Source organism: Bacillus cereus group sp. N6 (genome assembly GCF_016483705.1).
GTDB lineage: Bacteria > Bacillota > Bacilli > Bacillales > Bacillaceae_G > Bacillus_A > Bacillus_A wiedmannii.
The window spans coordinates 1-21410 of the sequence record NZ_JAEHBI010000026.1 but is presented as its reverse complement, the minus strand read 5'-3'; the positions used below and the strand labels follow the sequence as shown (position 1 = coordinate 21410).

Genomic DNA, 21410 nt, shown 5'->3' with positions numbered 1-21410 from the left:
TACCTATTCATACATATGCCTTATCCCCGAATGTATACTATGCAACTGTTCCTTACTATGAAGTAAATATTTCTATTATCCCTCCTAAAATAAATATATGACCATTTTGTTCAAGTGGTCACTTTTTTATAATAATAAAAGGATTATCTTAGTTTGACAATCCTTTTAATAAATAAAGTTCGAATAATTCTGCAATTTTTTCTTTTTCTAGCGGTTTATGATTTTTTTCCCAATCAAAAATAAGCGATACGTATAAGCGAAGCATAATAAATGCTGTAATTTCTGGATCACATTTGCTAATCTCACCTTTTTCAATCGCAATCTTTAAATACGATTGAATGACAGAAACGATTTCCACATCTACTTGTTGCATCACTTCTTGTACTTCTTTCGTTCCCATATCACGCTCTTCTTGAATTAACTTAATCATGAGCTGATGTTCTTTTCTGAATTCTAATATGCTATATAATGCTCTATGTACATTTTCAAAAAATGAAACATCTGAACGAATTGCATTTTCTGCAACTTGCTTCATTTCTGTAATTAAATTAGAAATAATCTCACCAAATAGCTCTTCTTTATTTTTGAAAAAAGTATAAATCGTTCCTTTTCCTACATTCGCTAACTTCGCTACTTGATCCATCGTTGTTGCTTTATAACCGAACGCTGAAAAAGACTTTGTTGCAGCTTCAATAATAGAACGTTTTCGATCTATCGCCACATCATCACCTCCAAAAATGACCAATTGGATAATATAGTCAATCAGTACATCTTTGATATTACCACACGCTTACATTGTATACAAGTTCTCTTTTTTATTATTTCCAGTATAAAAAAATTCCAGTCAAGTTATATCATACTGTCCATAGTGTATCAAAAAGAATGCTTATATGGAAAGCAAGAATATATTCATAATAATTGCTGGATAGATCACTCTAGAAATCTAATTAAATAGACAGTGTTCTTAAAACCAAAACTTTAAGAACACTGTCTTTTATTTTGACATAGAAAGTAAGATTTTCTCCATCTCTTTCTTAGTTAGCTCATCATCGATTATCTCTTCGTATATCTTTGTATCTCTTGTAAAAATATCATTCACTATGACAATTTGATACTCACTATTCTTACCTTGTGCTGGTACAAACATTTTGAGCCCTTTTAACTTACCCTCTCCATGAGAAGATTTATTATAGACCATTCCTTTCCCGTCTAAACTATAACTTTCTAGATTCTCTTCTCCAGGCATCATGTAGTGTAGTGGATCCTTATTACCACCTGCATACATTCTTGACTGATAAATTGTAAAACCATATTTCCCTTTTTTATATTCTGATTTAATAACTAATTCTATATCTCTTCCAAAATATGAATCAGCCCATTCTCTCTTTAACTCATAACCTTCAGGTATATAAGCCGGCTGCTTAATTTGAAACGGTACATGTTCTTTTGCTTCTTCTATAGTATATGTTAAAGATTTCTCCACCCTTTCCGAAAGTGGAACTAATTTTTTCTCAATACTAGCTAGGCTTTCTTGATCAGCTTTATTCAAGCGTTCACGTTTAAATTCCTTTGTATCTCCATCATAATTCTCAGGAACATTTTTCTTAACCATTGCTTTTTTATGAATTTCTTTCGCTTTCTTAAATAATTGAACATACTGCTCAAATTCTTCTTTTGTAAAATTCTTTTCTGCCAAATACAAAAAGTCTGTATCCCTTTTATAAGACTTTATTGACATACCCCATTCTCTACTTGCATTCTCCGGTGTACCTAATACTGTTTCTATCGCTTTTTCAAAAGCTGCTTTAGATTGCTTGTTTTCTGCAACTTTTTCTTTCTGCCTTTCATCTCCCTCAGTTATCCTTGCATTTAATAAAAATCCGCCTGCTATAGCAACTATAGCAATAACTCCAAGTAAAGACAGACGATACGATTTCTTTTGGAACTTTTTAATCATAACGATTCTCCTTTTTAGTGTTCGTTTATTTCTACTTAAATTGGCTAGGCTTGGTACTTGATAGGAATAATGTTCTAAAAGGGTAATGATGGTATGACCGTATGCAATTTGCTCCTCTTTATCTATAAACGTAAGCGCATATGCATCGCAGGCTAATTCTTGATCTTCTCGCATACAAAAATAGGCGTACCAAAGAATCGGATTGAACCAATTTAATAGGATTAAACTGTACATAATCCAATTTACAGCTACGTCGTTTCTCTTAATATGAGCTAACTCATGGTAAAAGACATATTGTAATTGTTGCTCATTTAATACTTTCATATGTTTTTTTGATAGTAATACTTTCGGACGGAAGAAACTAAAAACCGTTGGACTTGCAATCTTTCCTGCAAGACGTAATGAAACTGCCTTCTTCATTTTCATAGACTGCTTGCAGCGATTAAACACTGTAGTGACCTGTTCGTCCGTAATATCCGGTTGTTTCTTTATGTAAGAATATAAGCGTCTATTTGTAATAAACGTTATGACTGCTAATATGATCACTCCAGCTAACCAAACATATAGAGCAACTTTGTATAAAGACAATGCAGTCTGTTGTTCCGAACTCACGTTTACTTCAGGTTCACTATTTTTTGTCACAGTTTCAGCATTTTGTTCTAATTCCACTGTATGTTGCATCTCGTCATTCACTGTATTCTCAGGTGAAGGTGTATTTTTCTGAATAACTTCCGACACACTAGAACTATAAGAAAGTAATGAATAAATACTATAAGAACTATCTGGTGACCATGGTAAAAGGAGTCTTATCATTAGTACGATCCACAGCATATATTGCCATCGGGGCGTTAACTTATTTCTAAATAGCACTTTTATACATAGAATAAATCCAACTAATATGCTAGCCATAAGTGACGTTTCTATAAGCCAATCAAAAAAATGAGGAAGGTATACATTTATAAGCATGTCTATCATTGTTATCTATCCTTCCTCTTGTTCTCCTCTGTCTTCTCATCTAAAATGCGTTTCAGTTCATTAATATCTTCTGAAGACAATTTTTCCTCTTTTAAAAAATTAACAAGTAATGGCTTAAACGCTGCGCCGCAAAAACGCTTTAGCAAAGATTTCGTTTCAACTTGCAAATAATTATCTTGTGATACTAACGGATAATAAGCATACATGCGCCCTTTATCTTGATGGTAAGAAACGGCTTCCTTTTGTACTAACCGATTAATTAATGTACGGATTGTTTTCGGTTTCCAGTCCATTGCATCTTCTAGTTCTTCTATAATTTCATTCGCTGTTTGTGGAGAGTTTGACCAAAGTACTTTCATAATTTCTAATTCCGCTTCAGATATTTTAGGTAATTGATTTGTCATAGATATTTCACTCCTCAGTATTACATTTGTAATCTACAATTAAGATTACAAATGTAATACTTAATTGTCAACCATATTTTAGAAAATATAATTTTAGTTAAACCTTACTTAACGACATCAAATTTCCCTTTTTTCAAATAATCAAATAAAAAAACAAGAAAATGTTTACATTTAATAGTAATATAGAAAATAGACAAGTTTATCAAAATAGTGGAGGCTTTTTCAGTCATGATGCGTGCGCTTCGTTTAAATATAAAGCAAGCTTTTTGTAGTCGTATTTCTCTAATTATTATGTTTAGTGGATTCGTTCTTATTTGTATTTATCACTATTACTATGTAATTCGTTATTTAGGAGACGCAGCGAGTGGACCTATTTCAACAGATATAAAATGGATCGGATTTCGCGACAATGAAATGGATGTTTATTTATTATTAATGCCAGTTATTGCGAGTTTCCCCTTTAGTACAAGTTACAATTCGGATAAGTCAGATGGTTTTAAACCGTTTGTGAGTAAGGGGATTTCTTTATTTCCTTATTCAGTAATGAAATATATCGTTACGTTTTTTTGCGGAGGATTTCTTTATACATTTCCATTCATCTTATCGTTATTATTTTGCAAATTAACCATTCCAGACGGAACACCTACGATTGGTTCAGGCATCATAAATGCTGATGGAATGTTCGCAAACCTATATTTCGATGCGCCTCTCACTTACATTACTGTATATATCGGAATTAATTTTTTATTTGCAGGTTTAATGGCCCTTTTAGGACTTGCTGCATCTGTATGGTCACAAAAGGACTATATGGCAATTCTCTTTCCATTCGCAGTTGCCTCCATTCCTTACGTCCTGCTAAATACAATATTTCCTTCAATCGGCGGAGCACCTATTCATTTATATGATCCGAAACAACCATTGCAAGGCATGTCACCGTACATTTTAACGATGCAATGTGCTTTATTCCTTCTCGTTAGCTTATTTATGTATATACAAGGAGTAAAGCGGGATAGAAAAAAATATAGAAGAAGACTCCAAAAAAGAGATCGGTGTAGAAAAGCGCTTCAAGCAATTTCAGACTAAGTGATTGTACGAATAAGAGCGTAATTCCCTAAGTTAGCTTAGAGAATTACGCTCTTATTATCATTTACATTTATCAATCTTATATTTTCAATACTCATATAATCATCTCCCCTTTACGGCGTACCTGCCAATCCCCATAAAATAACGATCGCCGCAAAATAAATCGCTTTAATACCTACAACTGAACATAATAAAATAATTGCATATGTACTTAATTCTCTTCTTGCACCTATTAGAGTAAAAATGACTGCCAAACTAAACGTTACATAGGACAATGCTGTATGTATTAAGTTATATGTAATATCCAAATTTTGAGTAAGTCCTGTTACCTCAGCTACAAATTGAAACATGACGATCGTACTAAAAAAATTGCAAGCTGATTCATTAGCTTTCCATTTATTTGCGCTGGCATCGTTGCCCTCCTCATAAAGACTAAATATTCAATTAATTTTATCACCAGATTACAAAAAAAGGAATCACCTCTTTATACCATTCTATGACGCTACAAAAACAAAAAAGAACGCTTAGTTACCTAAGCGTTCCCCTAATTTAAGAAGCTTTCTTCAAATCAATTTGAGCAAGTACTGGGTCGTGGTCACTTACACGTCCATGTTCTTTCATAATGTTTGAGTTTAAGTGTACTGGGTCTACAATTGTGTGTGGTGCGATGTTGTTTGTTACTAAAATATGATCTAGCACTTGTGCATTTCCTTCATGAATGTACGTGTAGCGGTTCTCTTTCGGCACTGTGTTTAACATATTTTTTAAGTTTGTTCCTTCTAGTGCTTTTAGTGGTTTAGCGAACTCAAAATCGTTCATATCCCCTAACACAACAACTGGTGCATTCGTGTTCTTTTTCTGAATTCCTTGTACAAAGTGATTTACTTCTTGCGCTAACTGAATTCGTTTTTCTTCACTCTTTAATACGAGCGGCTGCACTTTTCCAAATGGCGTTGCATCTCCTATTTTTGAGTTTAAGTGATTTGCAACGACAACAACGTTTTCTCCTTGGAACGTAAATTCTGCTGCAAGCGGTTTACGTGTACTTTCAAATAATGAATTTTCGTCTCCAATACGAACGACATTTTTATCAAGTAACTTCGGTACTGCTGCTAATTTCACGCGTGATGGGTTGTAGAAGAAACCGACGCGAATATTCGCTCCTGGTGCTCCTCCGTCTAGATTATTATTCGGAGCAATTTCTACATACTCATACTTCGGTCCGCGAATTTCTAGAACTGCATCAATGATACGTTTTGCGCTTAACGAAGCATCTGTTGTACCGTCATTAATCGTTCCGTTATTATCTTGCATTTCCTCTACACCGATAATATCTGGCATTTTTAAATTGTATTTAATAGAATACGCTAACGCTTTTACTTTTTCATCTGTTGTTTCTTTTTTATTCGCCGAAAAGTTTTCAATGTTATATGTAGCAACTGTTAACTTATCAAGACGAGGCTGAATATTCGCCCCTACTTGCTTAAATCCACCGTCCACTACAGATGGTAATTCCGTTATTGGCGCAATGCGGAACGAACCGTAATCATATCCTACTACCCCTGTTATATCTCCAGTGAAAGTATCTCCTACTTTTGCTACATAATCGCGAGGTACTTTTACAGAAAGACGCTCTGGGTTTAATTGATTTTCATCTAATAAAGGTGTGCCATATTTCGTTACGACTTTATTTCCGCCATTTTCTACTGTTACATATAAATTTCCGTTTTTCTGAGGTGCAATAATTTTTGGCGTTGGCATCGTAACGCGCATACCTTCTATACTTTCATAAAAATCGATTGCATCTTCATTTGGATCAAATAAACCGAATGCATCATTATCGATAATTTGATCAGGGATTTTCACACCGTTTTCTCCAAGTACAATCGGTGCTGGTAATGGTTGATCGTTTGCGATGACAGCAACACGGCTCGCTTTAATTTCCGTCGTAGTTAAGTCTGTGTCAAACCTTTCTGCATATCCAGGTCCAACATATTCTTCTACTACTCCATCAACTTGAATAAGATCTCCTACTGCTGCATTCGCATCCTTTTTGTACACATACATACCTTCTGAAGTAGCTGGATCATTATCCGGCTGATTATCTTCTATATAAAAACCATTTTTATCAAGCGCTGTTACAACGCCTTCCACATTGTAGACTTTCTTCCCGTTGTAAGGAGAAATATGTGATTTTCCTTGAATATCATGAATACGAACCTGTTCATTGTTTACGATAGTAAATGAAAATGTTGAAATCGCTGAAGCAGTAAGCCCTTCTTTCTCTGCAATTGCTTTAATCACACTATTTTCATTCACTACAATTTGTCCGTTATAACGAACACTCTTGTTTGTAGGGTTAGAGCCATCTAACGTATAGTAGATTGTTGCTCCTTCTGTATTCGTTGTTAATGTTACCGCTGTGTCCTTCGCAACTTCTCCGCTACCAGGCGAAGCTACTACATCGCTAACACGGTTTTGTCCTTCCCCTTGAAACTTATGAGCCGTTACCGATTTTAAACCTGGGCTACTAAAATATAATTCAAGCGTCCCTGTTAAACTAACTTTCTTCCCGATATTTTCAGGATGATCTTTCACGTTTACTGCCGCTCTCACATCACCTTTCGGCAACTGAACAGGCATGATTTTGTCTGGATTCGTTTCATTTGGCGAATCGGCAATTGCTACGTTTGTATCATCAAACTTAGCCGGATCTTTCGTGTATTTAGAAGGACTTTGCGTATATCCAACGATATACCCTTCCACTATCCCCTTCGTTTTCCCTTGCTGTTTAAATACTTGAATTGCTTTTTCTACTGACATAGAAGTCGTTTCTTCTGCTTGTACTAAAGTTCCAGTAAATGAAAGCAATAGTATGAATGATAAAAAGACACTTAACAATTTCTTCACAGCCATTTTCCTCTCCCTATTTCATATTTTCTCAGCATTTCTATCATATCAAATGATTCGTTATATAGAATGATATTTCGACAAGTTTTACAAAAAATTTATTTAATTTACAGGCTTTCAAACTATAATACAAAATAATAATTTTACACCTTCTACGAATGCGCTCTATAATGTTAGAGAGAGAAAACAGAAAATATCGAAAGTTCATTGGCATGTAAAATGGATTCATTTGAATAGGAGTGATTGGATGGAAGTACAAACAGAAACATACCGCGCAGCTATGAATGGAACATTAGAACGTCATTTTTCAGATATGATTGCCGTTATACCTACTAGAATTACAATTGAGCAGTTAAAACAGCGGCTAGAAACTATCTCTACTAAAGTTGATGAGTTAAAAATTGTTTTTAGTGATGAGACAAGCCTTATTGTTGAGTTACATATGGATGAAACAATCATACCGTATGAGCTGCATATTGATGAGGCAAATAACCCAGAAGAATATAAAATGTACAATAGACAAGATTCTACAATCGTAGATCATCATTTTGAAGATGCTGCTTATGGAACTGAAATTTTCACTCGTACGCTATTTGTAGGCGATGTATTGGACTGCTTTTTCCAGCAGTTACAGTTTTTATGGCACCTCGCTCCAGATTTGTTATTTGTGATCGATTCAAGTGCCGCAATGAAAGTGATATCTAGAAGCTATATTGAATATCACGTTGAAAATGAATTATTACCTGACATTCCTGACTTGTATGTTATTCATTCTGTTTATGAAGACGATAAAGAAGGTGAGCCTACGCAATATTGGTTTCATACACATGGCCTTTTAAGAGCAGGCGTAACAGAAATAGAATTAATTATTCCAAATCGCATTTCGTCCTATTACGGCATTGGTGATCTCTTTCAAACATTTGCTAATAATGCCGTTGAGAATGGACAAGTCCCTATGAATGAGCCTATCGTGATCGCGCATAGTCAGCAAGGTTCTATCCATACAGTAGCTGTTCCGTGGGAAAAGGGATTATCTTATATTGGGCATAAAACGAGTATGGATCAATTATCTTCAATCGAGGATGAAGAAGTGAAACTACAACCAATAGATGCACAAAACGTATTCTTAGGCGGGATGGATGACCGAGATGAATACCATCAATCTCCGTCCGTTCTTTTATTCAAATTTAATACTTCAGAAGAATATATTGAAAGTTTTTTCAAAGAACACGAGGAAGCTACAGGGCTCATGTTCTATAAAACAAATAGTGAAACCGATCGTATGGCTTACAATGCGAAGAATACTTTCGGGTATTTCAGCAATATTTTTCACATTGAACAATCAAATGAAGATTTTCGTTTCCTCGCTAAGTTTGGTGTTTCCTACGAAGAAGGAAAAAGTGAACATATGTGGTTTGAAATGCAAAACATTACGGAAGATTTCATTCAAGGAATACTCATTAATGAACCATATTTTATAAAAGATATGAGTGAGGGAAATAGTTATCAGTTAGAGTTTGAAAACTTAACAGAATGGGTTATTTATGCGGGAGATTCCGTTATAAAGCCAAATAACTTATATATGTTTATTGGTGAATAAGTAACAAAACGCCTTCAATGTGATTGAAGGCGTTTCTTATATTTTATTGTGCGAGTAATTCCGTCTCCATTACTTTCTCCAAATGAGATAGTACACGCTTTGCGGCTTTCTCACCTTGATCAATACAGTCCGGAAGACCAGAACCAGCGTAAGAACTACCTGCCAAGTATATACCTGGCAACTCTTTTTCCATAAATGTTGTGAGTTTCTTCATTCGCTCGTTATGGCCTACTGTATATTGGGGCATCGCTTCTTTCCAGCGACTTACGACTGTAAACTCAGGATCCTCTGTAATATCCATCGTCTTTCGTAAGTCTTCTAGTACGAGCTGAACGAGTTCCTCTTCTGTTTGTTCTACAACTGCTTCATCACCAGCACGACCGACGTAACAACGAAGAAGCGTTTTTCCTTCTGGCGTTGTATGTGGCCATTTTTTATGTGTCCACGTACATGCTGTAATTGTGTAGTCGCTATTTCGAGATACGACAAACCCTGTGCCGTCAATATCGCGCTGAATGGCTGATTGCGGGAAAGCCATTGCCACATTTGCAACTGATGTAGACGGAATGTTGCGGAAGAAACGAAACTGCTTGTACTGCGCGAACATAGATGGCAATACTTTATGTGAGCTTGCCACTACGACCGCGTCCGCTTCTATTTCTTTTCCGTTACTAAGAGTAATCGTGTAAGCATCACCAAGTTTTGTAACTTTTTCAATGCGAGTTCCCTTTATTATCGTACCTTCATGTATCTTTGCTTCGAGAGATTCTACTATAGATTCTAAACCTGTTTTCACTGTTTGGAAGATTCCCTTTTTCGGTTCAGATTTCTCTTTTTTCGGAGCAAGCGTACGCATACCGAGTGAAATACTGCGATGTTTCTGCTCAATTTGATACATTTGCGGGAATGTTGACATTAAGCTCATTTCATCGATATCCCCTGCATAAATACCCGATAGTAATGGTTCTATTAAATTTTCAACCACTTCGTTGCCGAGGCGATGTCTGAAAAACTGCCCGAGTGATTGGTCAGATACTGGCTTTGACCTGGGCATTAACAGATCAAAACCAGCTCTTAGTTTACCAATTGGGGAGAACAGCCTGGAAAATAGAAACGGCGTAATTTGCGTTGGAATTCCCATCATCGATCCGCTCGGCATTTTATGTAACCGATTGTTTACGAGGATAAATGATTGACCGGCCTTATTATTTACAAGTTCATCACCAAGACCTAATTCTCGCGCCAGTCTAGAGGCACTTTCTTTTCGTGCTAAGAAAGAATCCGGTCCGCGTTCAATTGTAAATCCATCTTTTCGAACGGTTTGAATTTTCCCGCCAAGTTTACCCGATGCTTCTATAAGTAATGTATCGATCGGCAAGTTCTTGTCATGAATATCTTTTTGTAAGTTATACATTGTTGTTAATCCTGTGATGCCACCGCCGATGATTACAACTTTTTTCCTCAAGCATGCTCCCCCTTTCTTTTTACAATACAGATTCTTTTTTCTTTAATACAACATCTGTTAAGCAATCAATAAATGCGTCCGATGCATTTGGCATTTCTGGACGATAATATTTCGCGCCAATTTCATCTGTCACAACTTTACACTCAAAGTCGTTGTCATATAAAACTTCTAAATGTTCCGCAACAAATCCAACTGGTGCGTATACGAATGAAGTATAACCGTACTTTTCATTTAGTTCTCTCGTTAAATCTTGTACATCTGGACCAATCCAAGGATCTGGTGTGTTTCCTGCACTTTGCCAACCTACTGCATAGTTTGCTACTTCAGCACCTCTTGCGATATAGTCAGCTGTTTCATTTAATTGGTCTGGATATGGATCGCCAAGTGCGATAATTTTTTCTGGTAAGCTATGTGCAGATACGATTAATACTGCTTTTTCACGCTCTGCTTCTGACATACCGTTATATATACCTTTCACTGCATCAACCCAGTACTGGATGAATTTCGGTTCTTTATACCAGCTATCAATGCCGTGAATTGTTAAGTTTCCAAGTTTCTCTGCTTCTTCTTGTGCTCGTCCTACATATGATTTCACGCTAAATGTAGAATAGTGCGGCGCAAGAACAAGTGCGATTGCATCTTGTATACCGTCGTTATGCATATCTTTCACTGCATCTTCAATGAACGGTTCGATATGTTTTAAGCCAAGATACATATGGTACTCTACTTCATCTTGTACTTCATTTAAACGCTGTTCTAACTTTTTAGCTTGCTCTAATGTAATAGTAGCTAAAGGAGAAATACCACCAATTGCACGGTAACGCTCTGTTAAATCTTCTAGCATTTCAGGACTTGGCTTTCTTCCTCTACGAATATGTGTATAGTAACGTTCAATATCTTCTTCTTTATATGGCGTTCCGTATGCCATTACAAGCAAACCAATTTTCTTTTTCATACAGCAATGCTCCTTTACTTCGCTAACTGCCCTTTAGAGTATTCATGAATAAATGTAGTTAAACGTTTTAATGTATCTGGATTTACTTCTGGGAATACACCGTGTCCTAAGTTAAAGATATAACCTGGCTGCTTCATCCCTTGATCTAAAATACCTTTTACATGTTCTTCAATAACAGACCATGGCGCAAGTAAGAATGACGGGTCCATATTACCTTGTACCGCCTTATGAACACCACGCGTGCGTGCCTCTTCGATCGGTAAGCGCCAATCTAAGCCTACTACATCAAGTGGTAAGTCGTGCCATTCATTTACTAAGTGTGCAGCTCCTACGCCGTGCATAATCATTGGAACACCCATCGGGCGAACTTCTGCAAAAATACGCTCCATTGCTGGTTTAATAAATACGCGGTAATCTGCTACATTTACTGTTCCAACCCAAGAATCGAAAATTTGAACCGCTTTTGCTCCTGCGTTAATTTGCGCTTTTAAATATGTAATAACCATATCTGCTAGCTTATCCATTAATGCGAACCAAGCTTTCGGCTCTGCATACATGAACGCTTTCGTATTATGGTAATTGCGAGATGGACCGCCTTCAATCATATAGCTCGCTAATGTAAATGGAGCCCCTGAAAAACCGATTAACGGTACGTCTAACATTTCTGTCGTTAATAAACGAATCGTATCTAATATGTACGGCACGTCATCTTCTGGATTGATTTCCCCTAGCTTTTCTACGTCTTGTAAAGAACGGATTGGATTATCAATAACTGGGCCAATACCTGATTTAATTTCTACATCCACACCAATTGCAGGTAGTGGTGACATAATATCTTTATACAGAATTGCTGCGTCTACGTTATATTGATCAACTGGTAACTTTGTAACGTAAGCACATAACTCTGGATTGTGTGTAATTTCAAATAAAGAATACTTTTCTTTTATCTTTCTATATTCCGGCTGCGAACGACCTGCTTGACGCATATACCATGCTGGTACATAATCAGTACGTTCCCCCCTACATGCTTTTAAAAATGTCTCATTTATAGTTCTTACCAAGACCCTTGCTCCCTTCCTTGCCAATGCTTTTGCTCTAAATACGTTCTATTCCGATATTTATCTTTTTTTACTATACAGCTTGTAAAAACAAAATGCATAACATTATGTACGTTGTTCATGAAATTGACACAAACATTCGTAAAACCGCTTACTATTTTCACAACATTCTTATTATAGCACAGAGAAAAACTATGGTTTAGCTACTTTTGACTTTTCTCCTTCACGTTTCGTTTGTGTGTTATATGGTACAACGTAAAAACTCGGTTTTGAAAAGATGTTAACGAACTTTTCCTCATATTCTCCGGCACCATTTACAGTGCCTACATGCGTATGAACTCCGTTTTCCACTCTATAAATACGATACATAATTCTTTCATCTGGAAGTGGTGTCCAGCTTAATTTTGCTTTAAATAAACCGAAAGGGCTAAACGCTAATTTCATTTTCACATCTTCAATCTTGCGCAAACGAATCGGAGCACCGATTGTTTCCACACCTTCTGGTTTCATAAACTGCTCTTTCTGTTCTACATTTGCCTTCGTTAAAATTTTCTTAAACAATTTCGTTGCTGACGCACTTTCTCCTTGCAACTGATGCTCTTTATCCGTACGGTCATAACCAATCCAAACAGCACCTACTAAATTTGGTGTATAGCCGACGAACCACATATCTCTAGCTCCATTATCGTCATTTGGCAAGGAAGTTGTACCTGTTTTCCCAGCTAACGCCCCGCTATATACACCGGCTTTCGCTGTCCCTTCCTTTACAACTCCTTCTAACATTTTCGTCATATACCACGCCGTTTGTTTCGAGAATATTTTCGTTTCTACTTTTGGCGATTCTCCAATAACTGCACCGTGTCTATTTAACACTTTATCAATAACGTGCGGCTCAATAATAGCGCCATTTGCTAAAAATGCACGATACATTTTCACAAGATCAAATGTTGAAACGCCATTTTTCAATCCGCCAAGCGCTGTACTTAAACCAGCATCGGCAATATGAACATTTCCTTTCTCTAAATATTGCTTTCCTTCTTCTACCCCTAACTCATTTAATAAAGAAACTGCCGGTACATTTGCTGACTCTAAAATCGCATCGTACATCGTCATTTCTTTCGAATACGAATGGTTATAATTTCGAGGTTCATAGCCTTCAAATGAATTTCTTTCATTCGTCAATAAAGAATACGGATTATACTTTTTCGTTTCGAGTGCTGGTGCATAGACGATAAGTGGTTTTAGCACAGAACCGGGCTGTCTTTTTGCGAAAATACGATTAAAGCCTCTCGGGACGTACTTTCTTCCGCCAATCGCCGCTTTAATTCCGCCCGTACGATTATCCATTAATAAAAAAGCACCTTGTGCCCCCTCTTCTTTCCCAGGGAAATTCCTTGCATCTTGAAACTGGTTATACGCTACCTTTTGAATCTTTTCATCCATCGGTACGACAAACGTATATCCTCCGCGCAGTACTTCTTGATGAGACAATCCGTATAAACGAGCTGCTTCATCTATAACCATATCAATATACGGCATATATGCGAGTTCATTCTCATCTAAGTTTTTGTAAAGAGCAATGGTCTTTCCTTGATAACGTACGCTATCTTCGGCAGTCAAATAGCCTTGTTTATGCATAAGTGACAATACGAGATCACGGCGCTCCTTACTCTTCTCTGGAGAGAAATAAGGTGAATATCCATTTGGTGACTTCGGAAGACCTGCAAGCATCGCTCCTTCTTCTACTGTTAAATCTTCTACATTTTTATTAAAATACAACTTTGCTGCTGCTTGAATACCGTAAGCCCCATGCCCAAAATAAATATGATTCATATACATTTCAAGAATTTGTTGCTTCGTATATTTTTGCTCTAATTGAAGGGAAATTGCGACTTCCTTCAATTTACGCGTAACTGTTTTTTCACGAGTTAAAAAAACGTTTTTAGCGAGTTGCTGCGTAATGGTACTGCCGCCCTCTACTTTTTCTCCTGCTAACGTATCTTTATAAAGAGCACGGAATATAGACGGATAATCAATTCCTTGATGCTCATAAAAACGAGAATCTTCCACCGCAATAAACGCCTGCTGGACATGCTTTGGAATTTGCTCGACTGGTACGAGATCTCTATTTTCTACGTATAATTTCGTAATCTCTTTCCCCTTCTGGTCAACGATACGTGATGAAGAGTGGAAAACGAGCTGCTTTTCATCCATCATATAGCCACCAGCTAACACAATAAGTTTATAAAGTACAATCGCTAATACTAGCGTTGCGAATCCACCTAATAAAGTCCACTTTACTTTCTTCATACATCGGCCTTCTTTCCAAATGATGGTACATTTATTATTTGAAAAAGAAGTATCTTTATGTATATAATCTTCGAAGTTTTTTAAGAGAGTTGATATAATAGAAACAAACCATTAAGGGGGCATTAAAATGAAGGCTATTATTTCATACGAAACACCTCTAGAACAAGCACATTTCACTGCAAAAAATGATGAAAAGGATATGTTTTATAAAGAAAATACAGAAGAATCTGTAGAAGGATCTCTTCAATATGATGTACTAGACGCTGTTGGCGAATTTAAAGGACAACCTGGCTACATCGTTTGTAACAACATTTCTGTAACAGACGAAGGTCGCCCAGTATTTGAAAACCGATTTAAAAACCGCGCAGGCCTTATTGAAAACGAACCAGGATTCCAAGCGATCCGCGTTCTACGCCCATTAAGTAACGATACATATGTCATCTTAACAATGTGGGAAACAGAGCAAAACTTTAAAGACTGGACAGAATCACGTTCATTCGAAAACGCTCATAAAAAACGCCCTGCACAAGCAGAAGGACAAGCTCCAGCTCAGGCGCATCCACATGCAGAGCAGCAGAAAAGTATTTTCTCTCGTCCGTCATTTGTGACTACTTTTGATGTGTTAGTTTAAGGATTTTTGTACTGTGGTTTCTCCAAGGCTGCGGTACATGAAATTATATCAGCGATTTTTCGAATATATCGGCGCAACTCGAAATATATCAGCGATTTTTCAGATATATCAGCGCAACTCAAATTATATCAGCGATTTTTGAAATATATCGACTTATCGACAAATCACGACACAAAAAAGGAAACACCGTTACGCACCGGTGTTTCCTTTTTCTTTATACCAATTATATATGCGAAGTGCGTCTTCTTTTTGCATATGCTTCACTTTATATTTATGTCCCGCTACTGATACGACCGCTGTACATAGCTCATCTTTCTTTTGAAAATACGATTGATTGTATCCTACTGCTTGAACGTGCCTTCTTCGCATGATCCCCGTATATTTCGCAAGACCACGGTATACCATGACTAACTGATTGTCTCGTATCATATATCCGCCACTTGTATACCGAGCGTATGCAAGTAACGTAAATGCGATAAATAGTGGTATTAGCGTGAATAACGCCATATTTTGTTTGAAATATATACTCGTACCGATGATCGGCAGTGCGAGCACAGCACTTGTAATCCAGCCCATTATTACGTAACGACGTAATGCAGCCTTCGGTAAATGAACGATTTCCTCTTCCATTTCATACGGTAACTGCAAATATGTAAGTAACTGCTGGACATCTTTCTTTTTCATAAAAGGATGTAACATAACTTCATTTCCAGCTGCTTCTATACTTTGAATGACTTCCACTTCGACAGAGCAATAACCGAACGGCTGACGAAGAATGCCTTCTTTCACCGTAATTGCTTGAATGCGGTGTAATTTTAAAACAAACTCTTTCTTATCAAATAACCCTTGCACGATGCGAACTTCATTTCCGTTTCGCTCTATTTTAAAGTTCGCATATTTTAACGCATAGCCAGCTGTCGAAACGACCCACGAAACCGCCATTAAAATCGCGGCCATAACGATTAATTCATATACACCGTTATCCATCACATACGCTTCCACTTTATTTATGAGCCATTCTGGAAGAAATTGATTAAACTCTGTGTAAATAAGAAGTAATCCTGAAAACACTAATCCGAATCTACCAGACGTAATGGAAGCTGCTAAAATCTCTTTCATCGTTAACTGATAAATCGTCTTACTTTCTTCTGCCATGGGTACTTCTTCACTCGCAGCGCTTCTTTTTTTATTTAATAAAGCAATCAGTTCCTTCGCTTCATCTTCTTTAATACCAGCTAACATCATTTCCGGCTCACTACCGCCGCCTGCTACTTCTATATTTAATTTCGTCAGTCCGAGCACTTGATAAATGATGTTAGAAGACGTACTAATATTTTGCACACGTTCTTTATTTAAGTAACTTTCTTTCTTCACAAAAACGCCGTGTTTAATATGTAAAATATTATTTTCAACCCAATACACTTTGAAATACCATTTTATAGCTGAGAAAATTGCCATAATAAATAATATGGCCAAAAGAACAAGATGAAAGAAATACCAAGGTTTCACTTGACCATCTGATCGAAATAAAACAAGTAAAATAAAAGGCAATAAACCCGCAATTCGAATACCTAATAAAATTGTGATCGGATGTTGCCTCTTATACATCCTCATCACTCACTTTCGCAAGTTCTCCAATTTGTCTTTTCAGCCGCTCTGCTTCTTCCTTCGTTAAGCCTGGAATACTATGAGAAGTTGCGGCTGTTGAAATATGTAATTCTGCTAAATTATACTTTCTCATAATTGGGCCTTGTTCAATCGTTACGTGCTGCACACGCATCATCGGAATAAGTACGCGTTTTACAACGAACATTCCCTTTTGAATCTCAATCTCTTCTTCATTTAATCTGTAACTATAATAACGTTGACGTAAATTTGGAAACACAAAATAATCAAGCGGGATAAATGTAATAGCTCCTGTTACTAGCAAGCCAAACAACCAGCCCCACCAGTTAAAATTGATCATAAAAAAGAAATACGCAATTACGACTGCTAGTATAACTGCCGCCCCAATTAAAGCGTGGATTCGCCACACTTTCAGCATATTAGAATGAATCTCCCTTTCTAACGGCTGCATCTCATCACTCCAATTATATGAATTTATTAATTATATATTAGTTGGTATATACATATTTGTAAAATTAACCCACGTTAACGGGCAGTAAAACTCCCAAAAAATTTCAGCTGGAGCAAAGAAGTTAGTTGGGCGATCAACTGCCCGTAAACGTCCGATTGGTTCAACTAATAATCAGTGGGGATGAATCTCCCACTGATTAAAGTTTCACTTTATAGTTTTTCTACATCGTATCCATTACTTCTTTAAAATTCCCTTCATTAATCGAATACACTTGAAACTGAATGTAATCTATTTCATTCGTATTCGGACGGGCATATGGCAAAATGTTAAATTTAGAAGCAGATCTTCCTAACATATCTACAATCATTAGAGAAACGTCAATATATTCGAAGTCTACACGGAATACTACCACTTCTCCCGTAAATTCATAATCTTTAATCGCATCATAAGACTTATTCGCACTAATTAACATTACTTTTAGTAGTTGGTTCAAATTTTCCGGTTTAAAATTAATCATATACGCAGCTCCTTTTTTTCAATAAAACACTATGAAAACAGTGTAATCTTATACTTTCATAGCTTTACACATCAATTATATAAAAAATAAAGCTAGTTTTTTATATATTTTTTGATATAATTACATACGGGAAACGGGAAGAATTTTGTCTTCCCTTGTGTTTTTATTTGCATCTAGTACTTTTGCTAGATGCTTTTTTTTATGCTAAAAAAGGTACCCTCATATACTTTGAGGATACCTTTTTCATCGATTTAGTGCATTTCAATAATCGTACCATCTTCGAATACTTTGAATACGCCAGTAAATCCTGATCCAGCTGCGCCTTCTATTTTATATGTCGTACGCACTCTAATTTTATAATATTTCTTTCCATTTTCTACTTGTGTATCTTCTAGCGTGTAATCATATTCTTCTTTATATTCATTTTTGATATATTCTTTAGCTTTCTCAAAAGTAAATGCATTTTGATTCTTTCCTATCTCAGTTTTTCCGTTCTTTTCTGTTACTACCTTTTGATTCGTTACTACATTTGTTTTTTGTACCTTCACTGCTGCTTCACTCTTTGCATTTTTTTCTTCTTCATTAATTTTAGTAACTAATCCTACTGCTTTTTTATTATATTCTTCAAGGTTCTTATTATCTTTTGTTTCTGCAACTAACTTATTTAATATCTCTTTCGCTTGTGCATAATTTTTCTTACTTATTAACTCTTCACTTTTCGCCAATTGCTCACTATACTTCTTTTTTTGTTCTAACACAGCTAGTAATGTTGTTCGTTCTTCCTTTGCCTGCTTTATAAGTGTATTATTCCCATCCTTCATGTTCTCTACTTTTTCAAATGACTTGATTGATTCTTCTACCTTTGTTTCTTCTTTTAACTTCACTGCTTCAATCATTATTTTCGTTTGTTCTACAAGCACCATTACATCTGAATCGTCTTGTTTCTCATCTAGCGCTTTTTCAAATGATGATAAGGCATTTTTATATTCTTTATTCGTTAACGCGGTCTTCCCTGCATCCATTTCTTTTTCAAAATTCCCATTACTACATCCAGCTAACATTAAACATGTAATTCCAATTACTGTTAATAACTTCCTCATTCTTTCTCCCCCTATGTGTTCCTAAAACAATAACAGCATATGTATAAAAGTCTATGTAGTAATTAGACTGAAAGTAAATATGTACTGTACATTTCATTTACTATCATTACTTAAAACACCTAAATAGTTGGTATTTGTTTTTCTTCTTTTAAGACAGAAAGGAATTTTAATAATGTGCGTAAAGCTCTCACCAGACTCTTTACTACACACACTCTTATACACATAGAAAAACTCTTTTTAGGTTGCTATTTTTTTAACTTTACATATTCTCGGTTGATTGGATATGAACTTCAAATCGTAATATATCGAAAAGAAAAAGAAAACAAAACGTAACATAATTTACGTTTTGTAATTGTTTCGTAACACAAATGTAACATATGATTTTTAAACATACAATAGTTTCTTTACATTATTTTCCCCTATCTACATTTTAAGGTGTTAATACAGTGCTAAAACGAGTTTCATCTCCCACCTGCTATTGGACTATCATCCTTTGAATACTTTAGGAAAAAGCCCTCTTTCTTAAAGTACTCAAATTAATTACATAGATAACTCTTTTTTCACCCAAACATTACGAAGGCCTTTAACCTTTTATTTTCACATTAAATATATATAGCTATTTTTGATATAACCATATTAAGAAAATAGGATGAACTTTTTCTTCCTTTTTGTTTCTATTTGCATCGAGTTCTTTTGCTAAATGTTTTTTATGCCAAATAAAAAAGGTATCCTCCAATACTTTGAGGATACCTTTTCATTTTTATTATCTCTGCTGTTTTCTACCTAATACGAGCAATCCAAAACTCATCATAATAAGAAGTGCTCCCATATATGGTTCCACAGGCATTTTCTGTCCTGTCTTCGGTAATTCTTTTTCAGGCTTCTCTGGATTCGTCGTTTCTGGTTTTTCTGGATCCGTCGTTTCTGGTTTCTCTGGATCCGTTGTTTCTGGTTTTTCTGGATCCGTTGTTTCTGGTTTTTCTGGATCCGTCGTTTCTGGTTTCTCTGGGCCTGGTGGTGCTAAAGAAGTCAATTTGTTTAATACTTCTAATTGAACTGGACTTATCATTCCTTTTGTAATTTCAAATGGAATTGGATTAGTTAATTTTTCATAACCCTTTGGTGCTTCTACTTCTACAAGTGTGTAGTGACCTACAGATAAGTCTGAGACTTTCGCTTTTCCTTCTTTATCTGTTGTTACTTTCGTTACTACTTTTCCTTTTTCGTCATGAACTTCAAACACTGCCCCTGATAATACATTCTTACTTTCAGCAGCCATTTTTGTAATTTCTACTGAACCTTTGTCTAACTGTTCATTCTCTACTTTTAGTAATAAAACTTCTGTCATACCTTTTTTGATTTCGAATGATACTGGTTCTGTTAGTTTTTTGTAACCTGGTAAACTCTCCGTTTCTACTAATTTGTATTTTCCTACTGCTAGATCTGAAACTTTCGCTTTTCCTTCTTTATCTGTTGTTACTTTCGTTATTACTTTGCCTTGCTCATCTTGCACTTCGAAAGTTACGCCCGCTAATACTGTTCCACTGTCTTTATCCACTTTTGTAACTTCTACATTACCTTTGTCTACCCATTCATTCTCTATTTTCAATGATAAGACTTTCGTCATACCTTTTGTAATTTCAAATGATACTGGTTTTTCTAGCTTTTTATAACCTAGTAAACTTTCTACCTCTACTAATTTGTAACTCCCTACAGATAGGTCTGAAATGTTTGCTTTTCCTTCTTTATCTGTTGTCACTTTCGTTACTACTTTTCCTTGCTCATCTTGCACTTCGAAGACTACGCCTTCTAATGCTTTTTGACTGTCTTTATCTACTTTTGTAATTTCTACTGAACCTTTATCTAACTGTTCATTCTCTACTTTTAGTGATAAGACTTCTGTCATACCTTTTTTGATTTCAAATGATACTGGTTTTTCTAACTTTTTATAACCTGGTAAGCTTTCCGTCTCTACTAATTTGTATTTTCCTACTGATAGATCTGAAATGTTTGCTTTTCCTTCTTTATCTGTCGTTACTTTCGTTACTACTTTGCCTGCTTCATCTTGGATTTCAAAGACTACACCTGCCAATGTCTTCTGACTGTCTTTGTCCACTTTTGTAATCTCTACTGAGCCTTTATCTACTTGTTCGTTTTCTACTTTCAGCGATAAAACTTCTGTCATACCTTTTGTAATCTCAAATGATACTGATTCGCTTAGCTTTTTGTAACCTGGTAAGCTTTCCGTCTCTACTAATTTGTATTTTCCTACTGATAGATCTGAAACGTTCGCTTTTCCTTCTTTATCTGTCGTTACTTTCGTTACTACTTTGCCTGCTTCATCTTGGATTTCAAAGACTACACCTGC

The 21410-nt window shown here is 35.9% G+C and carries 16 protein-coding genes and 1 pseudogene; 3 read left to right on the top strand and 14 right to left on the bottom strand.

Annotated elements, in window-relative coordinates; all coding sequences use genetic code 11:
- Window positions 1–148 precede the first annotated feature (148 nt).
- The 3 genes from JDS99_RS18090 to JDS99_RS18080 form a co-directional block, all read right to left on the bottom strand.
- A complete protein-coding gene (locus JDS99_RS18090) occupies window positions 149–721 on the bottom strand; it encodes a TetR/AcrR family transcriptional regulator (protein ID WP_061883872.1) in 573 nt (190 codons plus the stop codon).
- Between the two features lie 273 nt (window positions 722–994).
- Window positions 995–2932 carry a M56 family metallopeptidase gene (locus JDS99_RS18085; protein ID WP_199695451.1) on the bottom strand — a complete coding sequence of 646 codons (1938 nt, stop codon included), beginning with the start codon at window positions 2930–2932 and terminating at the stop codon, window positions 995–997.
- A gap of 2 nt (window positions 2933–2934) precedes the next feature.
- The gene (locus JDS99_RS18080) at window positions 2935–3336 is read right to left on the bottom strand and encodes a BlaI/MecI/CopY family transcriptional regulator (RefSeq protein WP_000184503.1); all 402 of its coding nucleotides are present in this window, start codon (window positions 3334–3336) and stop codon (window positions 2935–2937) included.
- Between the two features lie 228 nt (window positions 3337–3564).
- Between JDS99_RS18080 and JDS99_RS18075 the strand changes: the two genes are divergently transcribed.
- A complete protein-coding gene (locus JDS99_RS18075) occupies window positions 3565–4419 on the top strand; it encodes a hypothetical protein (RefSeq protein WP_088062383.1) in 855 nt (284 codons plus the stop codon).
- A 113-nt stretch (window positions 4420–4532) separates the two neighbouring features.
- Here the strand turns inward: JDS99_RS18075 and JDS99_RS18070 are convergent.
- Both JDS99_RS18070 and JDS99_RS18065 read right to left on the bottom strand, forming a co-directional pair.
- Window positions 4533–4831: pseudogene (locus JDS99_RS18070) on the bottom strand (hypothetical protein).
- A 137-nt stretch (window positions 4832–4968) separates the two neighbouring features.
- Window positions 4969–7335 carry a DUF6359 domain-containing protein gene (locus JDS99_RS18065; RefSeq protein ID WP_199695450.1) on the bottom strand — a complete coding sequence of 789 codons (2367 nt, stop codon included), beginning with the start codon at window positions 7333–7335 and terminating at the stop codon, window positions 4969–4971.
- Window positions 7336–7576: 241 nt separating this feature from the next.
- On the opposite strand from JDS99_RS18065, the gene JDS99_RS18060 reads away from it, so the two are divergent.
- Window positions 7577–8929, top strand: a complete 1353-nt coding sequence (locus JDS99_RS18060; RefSeq protein ID WP_097908334.1) for a DUF4026 domain-containing protein — start codon at window positions 7577–7579, stop codon at window positions 8927–8929.
- 43 nt (window positions 8930–8972) lie between these two features.
- Here JDS99_RS18060 and hemY read toward each other — a convergent pair whose 3' ends face one another.
- The 4 genes from hemY to JDS99_RS18040 all read right to left on the bottom strand — a co-directional run bounded on the left by hemY (window position 8973) and on the right by JDS99_RS18040 (window position 14717).
- The gene (gene hemY, locus JDS99_RS18055) at window positions 8973–10394 is read right to left on the bottom strand and encodes a protoporphyrinogen oxidase (protein WP_088062378.1); all 1422 of its coding nucleotides are present in this window, start codon (window positions 10392–10394) and stop codon (window positions 8973–8975) included.
- A gap of 19 nt (window positions 10395–10413) precedes the next feature.
- The gene (gene hemH, locus JDS99_RS18050) at window positions 10414–11349 is read right to left on the bottom strand and encodes a ferrochelatase (protein WP_088608398.1); all 936 of its coding nucleotides are present in this window, start codon (window positions 11347–11349) and stop codon (window positions 10414–10416) included.
- Between the two features lie 14 nt (window positions 11350–11363).
- Window positions 11364–12410 carry a uroporphyrinogen decarboxylase gene (hemE, locus tag JDS99_RS18045; protein ID WP_088608399.1) on the bottom strand — a complete coding sequence of 349 codons (1047 nt, stop codon included), beginning with the start codon at window positions 12408–12410 and terminating at the stop codon, window positions 11364–11366.
- Between the two features lie 189 nt (window positions 12411–12599).
- Complete coding sequence (locus JDS99_RS18040; RefSeq protein WP_097890504.1) at window positions 12600–14717, bottom strand: transglycosylase domain-containing protein; 2118 nt, start codon at window positions 14715–14717, stop codon at window positions 12600–12602.
- 127 nt (window positions 14718–14844) lie between these two features.
- Here JDS99_RS18040 and hmoB point away from each other — a divergent pair, with 127 nt between their 5' ends.
- On the top strand, window positions 14845–15348 hold the full coding sequence (gene hmoB, locus JDS99_RS18035) for a heme-degrading monooxygenase HmoB (protein WP_087951597.1): 504 nt from the start codon (window positions 14845–14847) through the stop codon (window positions 15346–15348).
- 189 nt (window positions 15349–15537) lie between these two features.
- Here the strand turns inward: hmoB and JDS99_RS18030 are convergent, their stop codons facing one another.
- From JDS99_RS18030 to JDS99_RS18010, 5 genes are all read right to left on the bottom strand, one after another.
- Window positions 15538–16956: a PH domain-containing protein gene (locus tag JDS99_RS18030; RefSeq protein ID WP_097890506.1), complete on the bottom strand. Its 1419-nt coding sequence runs from the start codon at window positions 16954–16956 to the stop codon at window positions 15538–15540.
- Window positions 16949–17425, bottom strand: a complete 477-nt coding sequence (locus JDS99_RS18025; RefSeq protein ID WP_097890507.1) for a PH domain-containing protein — start codon at window positions 17423–17425, stop codon at window positions 16949–16951. The genes JDS99_RS18030 and JDS99_RS18025 overlap by 8 nt, the downstream gene beginning before the upstream one ends.
- Window positions 17426–17645: 220 nt before the next feature.
- Entirely contained in the window at window positions 17646–17942 is a 297-nt protein-coding gene (locus tag JDS99_RS18020; RefSeq protein ID WP_088062367.1) for a protoporphyrinogen oxidase, read from the bottom strand.
- 251 nt (window positions 17943–18193) lie between these two features.
- Window positions 18194–19042 carry a hypothetical protein gene (locus JDS99_RS18015; RefSeq protein WP_199695449.1) on the bottom strand — a complete coding sequence of 283 codons (849 nt, stop codon included), beginning with the start codon at window positions 19040–19042 and terminating at the stop codon, window positions 18194–18196.
- A 763-nt stretch (window positions 19043–19805) separates the two neighbouring features.
- Window positions 19806–21410 (bottom strand): MSCRAMM family protein (locus JDS99_RS18010; protein WP_199695448.1); only part of this gene is annotated, 1605 nt, incomplete at its 5' end.

Coding starts and splice junctions, on each gene's coding strand:
- JDS99_RS18020 (WP_088062367.1), bottom strand. CDS start 17,942: ATGATTAATTTTAAACCGGAAAATTTGAACCAACTACTAAAAGTAATG.
- JDS99_RS18025 (WP_097890507.1), bottom strand. CDS start 17,425: ATGCAGCCGTTAGAAAGGGAGATTCATTCTAATATGCTGAAAGTGTGG.
- JDS99_RS18065 (WP_199695450.1), bottom strand. CDS start 7,335: ATGGCTGTGAAGAAATTGTTAAGTGTCTTTTTATCATTCATACTATTG.
- JDS99_RS18080 (WP_000184503.1), bottom strand. CDS start 3,336: ATGACAAATCAATTACCTAAAATATCTGAAGCGGAATTAGAAATTATG.
- hmoB (WP_087951597.1), top strand. CDS start 14,845: ATGAAGGCTATTATTTCATACGAAACACCTCTAGAACAAGCACATTTC.
- JDS99_RS18015 (WP_199695449.1), bottom strand. CDS start 19,042: ATGAGGAAGTTATTAACAGTAATTGGAATTACATGTTTAATGTTAGCT.
- JDS99_RS18030 (WP_097890506.1), bottom strand. CDS start 16,956: ATGTATAAGAGGCAACATCCGATCACAATTTTATTAGGTATTCGAATT.
- JDS99_RS18075 (WP_088062383.1), top strand. CDS start 3,565: ATGATGCGTGCGCTTCGTTTAAATATAAAGCAAGCTTTTTGTAGTCGT.
- JDS99_RS18085 (WP_199695451.1), bottom strand. CDS start 2,932: ATGATAGACATGCTTATAAATGTATACCTTCCTCATTTTTTTGATTGG.
- JDS99_RS18060 (WP_097908334.1), top strand. CDS start 7,577: ATGGAAGTACAAACAGAAACATACCGCGCAGCTATGAATGGAACATTA.
- JDS99_RS18040 (WP_097890504.1), bottom strand. CDS start 14,717: ATGAAGAAAGTAAAGTGGACTTTATTAGGTGGATTCGCAACGCTAGTA.
- hemH (WP_088608398.1), bottom strand. CDS start 11,349: ATGAAAAAGAAAATTGGTTTGCTTGTAATGGCATACGGAACGCCATAT.